This window comes from Vibrio sagamiensis NBRC 104589 (assembly GCF_007990935.1).
GTDB lineage: Bacteria > Pseudomonadota > Gammaproteobacteria > Enterobacterales > Vibrionaceae > Vibrio > Vibrio sagamiensis.
Genome location: NZ_BJXJ01000152.1, coordinates 1 through 579, shown reverse-complemented (window position 1 = coordinate 579; position 579 = coordinate 1). Strand labels below are relative to the sequence as shown.

The 579-nt window shown below is 36.4% G+C and carries 1 protein-coding gene; it reads left to right on the top strand.

Annotation, left to right across the window (positions count from 1 at the left end):
• Nucleotides 1-95: 95 nt before the first annotated feature.
• Nucleotides 96-419, top strand: a complete 324-nt coding sequence (locus VSA01S_RS19880; RefSeq protein ID WP_147052822.1) for a hypothetical protein — start codon at nt 96-98, stop codon at nt 417-419.
• Nucleotides 420-579: the final 160 nt, after the last annotated feature.

Below are 579 nucleotides of genomic sequence, written 5' to 3'. Positions count from 1 at the left end.
CTGTTTTTGCAAAGATTGCATGATAGGAATAAGAAAAGCGGCTGAAAGCCATATAGAAAGTGTTAGCTATATTACGAGAGTACTAAGGATTTATTATGACTCCAGAACAAAAAATGGCGAGGTTAAAACGTCTAGTTTCTGCTGCAAGAAGTTTGGTTACAGGCCAGCAAGGAATCACGTTAGCAGCTAATCATGTTTTGCGTTGCCTTTATGATTTGGGCGATGATTGGGTAGAAAGTTATCCTATATACACAGAATTTAGAAGTGCTTTGCCAGCAGAAGTACCAATATCTACAGAGCGGCTATTATGGCATTTTGATAAAGTTCTTGAGCTCGATCCTTTGCTGGCTAAAGTTGAATATAATTTTCGTGCAAAACTAATGTCTGAGTCTTTTTTAATCATTGGAAAATACAGCTAACAAACTGTTCAGGAGTGATTTGCAACGCGTTGTATTTTTGCTATGCGTACTGCTGATCTGATTAAGTAATGCTGGACAATAACGTAACGAATTTATCCATACTTTTTCTAATACAATTTTGGTACGTTAGAATCTATACTCTAGCTCACTTTTGTCCAAA